Raw genomic sequence first — 7065 nt, forward strand, 5'->3', positions numbered from 1 at the left:
TTTTCATAGGGTTTTTCCTTATTCGTTATTGGTCGGGATTTAGTAATTTTTCTAACTGATCGTTTAGAATGGTATTTTTTTCTAAACGACCGGTCAAGAATAATCTATAATTAGTTTTTATTAGTACATTCATTGAGAAAGGCATATGGGTCGTAAGTTAGCATTTGATGCGGATAGAGTGTTGCATAAAGCAATGAAGCTTTTCTGGCTTAAGGGTTATGAAGCAACGTCTATGCAAGACTTGGTAGATGAGCTTGGGATTAACCGCTTTAGTGTCTACAATACCTTTGGTGATAAGAAAGAAATATTCATAAAGGTCTTAATGCATTATAGGAAGACTGTTCTAGCTTATTTGTTAGCGCCGCTTAAGAGTGATAAGCCTGCAAGGCAGCGTTTAGATGATTATTTTGTTTTGCTTTTGGAGCAGCTTCAGTCTGAAGCGGGTTCGTTAGGATGTATGATGCAGAATACTGGCTTAAGCCAGATTTCAAAAGACGCCGATGTGAGGTCGGCTCTAAAGCTGCTGGTCGATGATCTTCGTGATGCTATTTTTAATGCAATAAATGAAATACAAAGAGAGCAGCCAGCTACAATGAGAAGTGAGGATATGACTGCATTTGTGCTCTGCCAGCTTCAAGGGATGATTGTCTGGCGCAGAGCTGTTAACTCTAAAGCGCAGATTGAAGGGCAGATGCAAATACTAAGAAATACGGTCGCTGCCTGGTAAGGTGGTTTCTAACGAGGCGTTAGGATTGTGTCACCTCGAGAAGTCCAGTCGGATAGGTAAATACTGCCCGCGGAGCGGCTTTCGTCATAATGATCGCCACTAAGATTTTCTATTTTTAGTAGGTCTACATGAAGGTTACGTGAAATAGAAATTGAGTCACCACTTAGTTGCTTCATTTCATGCTGAAAATTCTTCGGTTTATAATTTATTTCACTGGTGGTGGTAAAGCTTTGTGCGGCACCGCTGACAACTGAATTATCTTCAATAGTTAATGTTTCAGTTGGCGAAGCTATATCATTACTAGCTTGAGTGGTAGCCAGTCCACCGTCTTCAATTTTCTTCAGCTCGTGGGATGCAAAATCTTGTGTATCTTCTGCTTCATTGTATGAATTTTTCCCGTTAGAGTTCGTTGCTTCGTCATCTTCGCTATCGACGGTTAAGCCTGCGGCAGGCGAGCCGTATATGTCCAAAACAGAGATGCCGGCAATGGCAGAGACGTCGTCCATGTCTGACTCGCTCATTGCCAAAGATTGATAAGTGGCAATAGTGCTCTTTTCTTGAGAATTAATTGGCTGCGAAGCAAGTGACTTACTTGCTATCAACATTAAGGGCAGAGAAATACTAAGAATAAGCGGAGCTTTCATTTCAACAAGACACACAACATAGTAAAGCTAAAAAAATATTCCATTCGAACATATCGCTGCAGATCAATTGCGGCTGGTTACAAATGATACAGTTTTAAGTCCTATATGTACATTTAATAATGTGAATATTATTCACGTTATGCTTGTTGTTTATTTTACTAAACTCAATTAACGCTATTGCTAATGAGGGTCTAAACTTAGAGTCATGTGTAAAGACGGCTTATTTTTGGCGGTGATTCGCGTGCCAGGATTGGCTTTCTTAGAGAATAATAATATTTAGTGTCCTAAGGAGTGCTCTATGTTGGATGATTCTGATCCAATTGAAACCTCGGAATGGTTAGAAGCTATTCAGTCTGTAATCGATAATGAAGGTATGGAGCGAGCGGAGTATTTGCTTGCTTTACTATCTGAGAAGGCTCGCAAGTTAGGTGGTGAGTTACCATATTCAGTGACGACGCCGTATTGCAACTCAATTCCTACTGACCAAGAAGCTCGGATGCCCGGCGATTTGTTTATGGAACGTAGGATTCGCTCTCTTATTCGCTGGAATGCAATGGCGATGGTACTCAGGGCAAATAAACGGCCGGGGGAACTAGGTGGACATATATCCTCGTTTTCTTCGAGTGCGACACTTTACGATGTTGGCTTTAATCACTTCTTTCACGCGGGAAATGATAAGCGCGAAGCGGATCTTATATATATTCAAGGGCATACTTCGCCAGGTATCTATGCTCGTTCCTTTATCGAGGGGCGGCTTTCTAGAGAGCAAATGGATAATTATCGAAATGAAGTAGATGGAAATGGTTTGCCATCATATCCTCACCCCTGGTTAATGCCTGATTATTGGCAGTTCCCAACGGTATCTATGGGCTTAGGGCCCTTACAAGCCATCTATCAAGCGCATGTGATGAAGTACTTACATAGTCGAGAGCTTACTGATAAAAGCAATCGAAAAGTCTGGTGCTTTGTAGGCGATGGCGAGACAGATGAGCCTGAGACGCTTGGCTCCATAGCTCTAGCGGGGCGAGAAAAACTCGATAACCTGATATTTGTCGTGAACTGTAACCTTCAAAGGTTGGATGGGCCTGTTAGAGGAAACGGTAAAATTATTCAAGAACTTGAAGGGGTATTCCGCGGCGCAGGGTGGAATGTTATCAAGGTTATTTGGGGACGGATGTGGGACCCTCTGTTTGATCAAGATACTGATGGCTCGATGCAGCGCGCGATGGATGAAGTGGTTGATGGCGAGATGCAAAACTTTAAGTCAAATGGTGCGGCTTATACGAGGAAGCACTTCTTTGGTCGCTATCCGGAGCTTGCCAAGTTAGCTGAGCAATTGAGTGATCGGGATATTGAGCAACTTAATCGTGGCGGGCATGATCCTTACAAGGTTTATGCTGCGTATCATAAGGCGGTTAATCATAAAGGTCAGCCGACCGTTATTCTGGCGCACACGATCAAAGGTTATGGCTTTGGTAAGGTTGGTGAAGGAACAAACAGTACTCACTCGCTGAAGAAACTTGATGTCGAAACACTTAAGGCATTCCGTGACCGGTTTGGGGTGCCTGTCAGCGATGACGATATAGAATCAATCCCTTACTATCAGCCATCAGCAGACAGCCCTGAAGCTGTCTATATGAAAAAACGCCGAGAGGAACTAGGTGGATTCTATCCAAAACGGCGTGCCCAGAGTCAGCCTTTGGTGACGCCTGACTTGAGTTTTTTCAAGAATCAACTAGAGGGCAGTGGTGAGAGAGAAATCTCAACTACCATGGCCTTTGTTAGAATGCTTTCGTCCTTAACTAAGGACAAGCGTATCGGTAAGCGCGTCGTGCCAATCGTGCCGGATGAAGCGAGAACCTTTGGTATGGAGGGAATGTTTCGTCAACTTGGCATCTATACCTCTGAAGGTCAAAAATACGTGCCGAATGATAGTGATCAGGTGATGTACTATCGTGAAGATCAAGGTGGACAGATTCTGGAAGAGGGGATTAATGAAGCGGGTGCAATGGCTGCATGGATGGCCTGCGCAACCTCATATAGCACTCATGATTACCCGCTCATACCGTTCTATATTTACTACTCAATGTTTGGGTTTCAACGTGTTGGGGACTTAGCGTGGGCGGCGGGCGATATGCGTTCTCGCGGCTTTCTTGTTGGTGGAACTGCAGGTCGAACAACGCTCAACGGAGAAGGGCTGCAGCATCAAGATGGACATAGTCATATTATGGCAGGAACGATACCGAACTGTATCGCTTATGACCCCGCCTATGCCTGTGAATTAGCGGTGATTATTCAAGATGGTTTACGTCGTATGTATCAGGAGAATGAAGACGTTTATTACTATTTGAGTATTATGAATGAAAACTATAAACAGCCTGCTTTGGTCAAAGACTCCGAAGAGGGAATCCTGAGAGGGATGTACTTATTCGATACCCTTAAACCTAAGGGGCGAGGAAAGAAACTCAGCGTTCAGTTAATGGGTAGTGGTGCCATATTAAATGAAGTTAGAGTTGCTGCCGAAATCTTGCGTGATGAATATAACATCGCAAGTGATATTTGGAGTGTCACTAGTTTTAATGAATTGGCGCGAGATGGCATGAAGACCGTTCGTTGGAATATGTTGAACCCGGATAAAAAGAAAAAAGTAAGCTATGTCGAAACTTGCTTGGGTGAACGTGAAGGACCAGTGGTGGCATCGACTGACTATATCCGCCTTTATGGCGAGCAGATTCGAGCATACTTACCGAAGCGCTATACGGTTCTGGGGACTGATGGTTTTGGCCGGAGTGATACTCGGCAGAAATTAAGACAGTTTTTTGAAATTGATCGACACTATGTCGTGGTGGCGGCTTTGAGTGCACTTTCTGAAGAAGGGAAGGTTGAAGCGAAGGTAGTGCTAGATGCGATGCGCAAATTCGGTATTGACCGAAATTGTCTAAGTCCAACTCAACGATAACCAGGAGACGATGATGAATTCGATAGAAGTCAAAGTCCCCAATGTCGGAGTTGAGGGCGAAGTAGAGGTTGTAGAGGTCTGTGTATCTCCTGGTGATGAAATTGAGGTGGACAGCTCACTTATTGTATTGGAATCGGATAAGGCGACCGTTGAGGTACCCAGTCCATGTGCGGGGAAGGTTGAATCAGTTTCTTTGACAGTAGGAGACAAAGTCAGTGAAGGTTCCTTGGTACTGGTGATGGAACCCTCTGAGGGGAACGCTCAGCTTGAGGAATCAGCTTCGGAAGAGAAGAGTCCGGGCGAAACACCGCAAAGTGAGCTTGTTCAGGTAGCTGTACCGGATTTAGGCGGAAGTGAATCGGTTGAAGTCATTGAGGTCTTGGTTGAAGTAGGTGATGCCTTAGAGTGTGATCAGGCGATGATTGTGCTGGAGTCTGATAAAGCAACCATGGAGATACCTTGCTCTGAGTCGGGTATTTTGCAAACGCTTAATATCAAAGTTGGAGACAAGGTTTCCAAAGGTGATATTATTGCAGAGCTCAAGGTTGAAGGTGGTTCATCAGCAGCGAATGCTAACGAAGAAATCAGCAAGCCTAGCAATGAAAATAAGCCCAAACCTGAGCATGACACTGATGCCCGGGAAGAGACAATCGTAAGTGAGGATGATGCGCCTGCGGTGCTGCCTCAGATTTCAGGAAGCAAGGTTCATGCAGGTCCTGCAGTTCGTAAATTTGCGAGAGAGCATGGAGTTGAGTTGTCTCGAGTAAAGGGTTCCGGGCCTCGAAGTAGAATTCTGAAAGAGGACTTAAGGAAATATATAAAGTCTCAGGTCCAGGCTGCGCAAAGTGGTAACCAAGGGGGGCTAGGTCTTCCTGAAATTGCTTTGCCTGACTTCTCAATATTTGGAGAAGTTGAAATCCAGCAGATGGATAAACTTCAGCGCCTTACTGCTAAGAATATGCAGGCCAGTTGGCTAACGGTTCCGCATGTTACGCAGTTTGATGAGGCGGACATTACAGACCTTGAGGCTTTTCGAAAAGGCCACAAAGCACAGGCTGAGAGTCGCGGCGTAAAGCTGACACCGGTAGCCTTCATTATAAAAGCGTGCGCTTATGCTTTGCAGCAGCTACCGCAGTTCAATGTTTCACTCGATATAAAAAACGAGAAAATTGTACGTAAGAAATATATACACATCGGCTTGGCAGTAGATACGCCTGCTGGCTTGGTTGTTCCGGTTATTCGCAATGTCGACCAAAAAAGCCTTTGGGATATTGCCCAGGAATGCCAGTCTTTGGCAGCCAAAGCGAAAGACAGAAAGTTGTCGCCAGCGGATATGCAGGGGGCATGTTTTACTATTTCTAGTTTAGGTGGTGTGGGCGGTACCGCCTTTACACCAATTGTAAATACACCGGAAGTGGCGATCTTAGGGGTATCGAAAGCGCAAATGAAACCGGTTTGGGATGGCGGTGAAGCCTTCAAACCACGCTTAATGTTGCCACTGTCTTTATCTTATGATCATCGAGCAGTTAACGGAGCCGATGCTGCGCGTTTCACAACTTTATTGTCACAGGTGCTAGGTGACTTGCGAGAGTTGTTATTGTAGGAAAAATTGTACAGAATGCGGGCAGTCATTAAATAATAAATTCAATAAATAGCTGTAGGCTGTCAATTAATTAGAGTAACTTCCATAATGGAATTTAAGACCCAGTTCATAAGCCGAGAAGATAGACGTATCGCTCGGCAATCTTTAAGCGGGAAGCACGGTTTCCAGGCGATGATTCGTCTGGAGCATAAAAGCCTCTCGGTTTCCCTCACAGACTTCTCAAGTTTGGGCTTTGCTATCTCGGTTTCAAAAGAGCATGCTGATGATCTGAAAGTGGGAGGGAAAATAGAAGTATTAGTAAGCCCCTTGATACACCACGAGTACCTGATTAAAGGGCTTATTATAGACCGGCAGCCCATCAGGCAGGGGCAGGTAAAAATTGCGGCGGTCATTGAGCACGAACAGAGCAGTAAGCACGACCGTTTCCATCCTATCCACTTAAGTGCCGAACAAAGCCTAAAAGGACAAATGGTTCACCCTTTTGTCTACAAACAAAACGCCTATTTTGAGGTGGAGAGTTTGTCTCGCAATGGCTTCTATGCAAGCGGGATTCACACAGAGTTTACCTTGTTTGAAGGTATGGAGCTGAAGTATAGCTTGGGTTCGATTCAAGAGCTTCAGAATGTCGTCGGTAAGGTGTCCAACGTTTCGTTAACGGATCAGAATAAAATTAGATGCTTTATTGAAACGCCCTCACTTTCGTATTTGGCAGAAGACGAGCTGGCTCAGCATTGCTTCCATTTTGCACAGAAGACGCCGCGAGACATTAGTCGAGCGGGTATGAATGCCCAGCATATTCAAGAGCTGGTTCAGTATCGTTTTGTTGAAACTCAGGCGGAGTACGAAGCCGTCTTGAAATTGCGTCGCAAGTCATACGCGAGTATGGGGATGTGTAACAAAGATGACCCTATTGCACGCTTTGCTATGCAGCAGGATGCTTATGGTCGGATATTGATTGCTTTTCATAATGAGCGCGTAATCGGTAGTGCTTTGCTGGTATTTGGTGAGCGAGGTGAGAAGCCATTTGAGCTTGACCAGTTATTACCAAAGAGCCTTTTTGCAAAGCTGCCTCAATATGAAGAGCTTATGGAAATTACCGCGATATGTATTGAAAAGTACTATCAGGACACCG

General features: G+C 44.7%; 5 protein-coding genes. 4 read left to right on the top strand and 1 reads right to left on the bottom strand.

Annotation, left to right across the window (positions count from 1 at the left end; all coding sequences use genetic code 11):
- The first annotated feature begins 145 nt into the window (after positions 1-145).
- Positions 146-727 (top strand): TetR/AcrR family transcriptional regulator, encoded by a 582-nt coding sequence (locus A3766_RS18815; protein ID WP_068512545.1) that lies wholly within the window; start codon positions 146-148, stop codon positions 725-727.
- Positions 728-735: 8 nt separating this feature from the next.
- On the opposite strand, the gene A3766_RS18820 is transcribed toward A3766_RS18815, so the two are convergent.
- Complete coding sequence (locus tag A3766_RS18820) at positions 736-1371, bottom strand: hypothetical protein (RefSeq protein ID WP_068512542.1); 636 nt, start codon at positions 1369-1371, stop codon at positions 736-738.
- 298 nt (positions 1372-1669) lie between these two features.
- Between A3766_RS18820 and aceE the strand changes: the two genes are divergently transcribed.
- The 3 genes from aceE to A3766_RS18835 form a co-directional block, all read left to right on the top strand.
- Positions 1670-4330: a pyruvate dehydrogenase (acetyl-transferring), homodimeric type gene (aceE, locus tag A3766_RS18825; protein ID WP_068554856.1), complete on the top strand. Its 2661-nt coding sequence runs from the start codon at positions 1670-1672 to the stop codon at positions 4328-4330.
- A gap of 10 nt (positions 4331-4340) precedes the next feature.
- Complete coding sequence (gene aceF / locus A3766_RS18830; RefSeq protein WP_231872189.1) at positions 4341-5933, top strand: dihydrolipoyllysine-residue acetyltransferase; 1593 nt, start codon at positions 4341-4343, stop codon at positions 5931-5933.
- 87 nt (positions 5934-6020) lie between these two features.
- On the top strand, positions 6021-7065 hold a 1045-nt coding region (locus tag A3766_RS18835; protein ID WP_156508979.1), incomplete at its 3' end, for a hypothetical protein.

Source organism: Oleiphilus sp. HI0132, assembly GCF_001635845.1.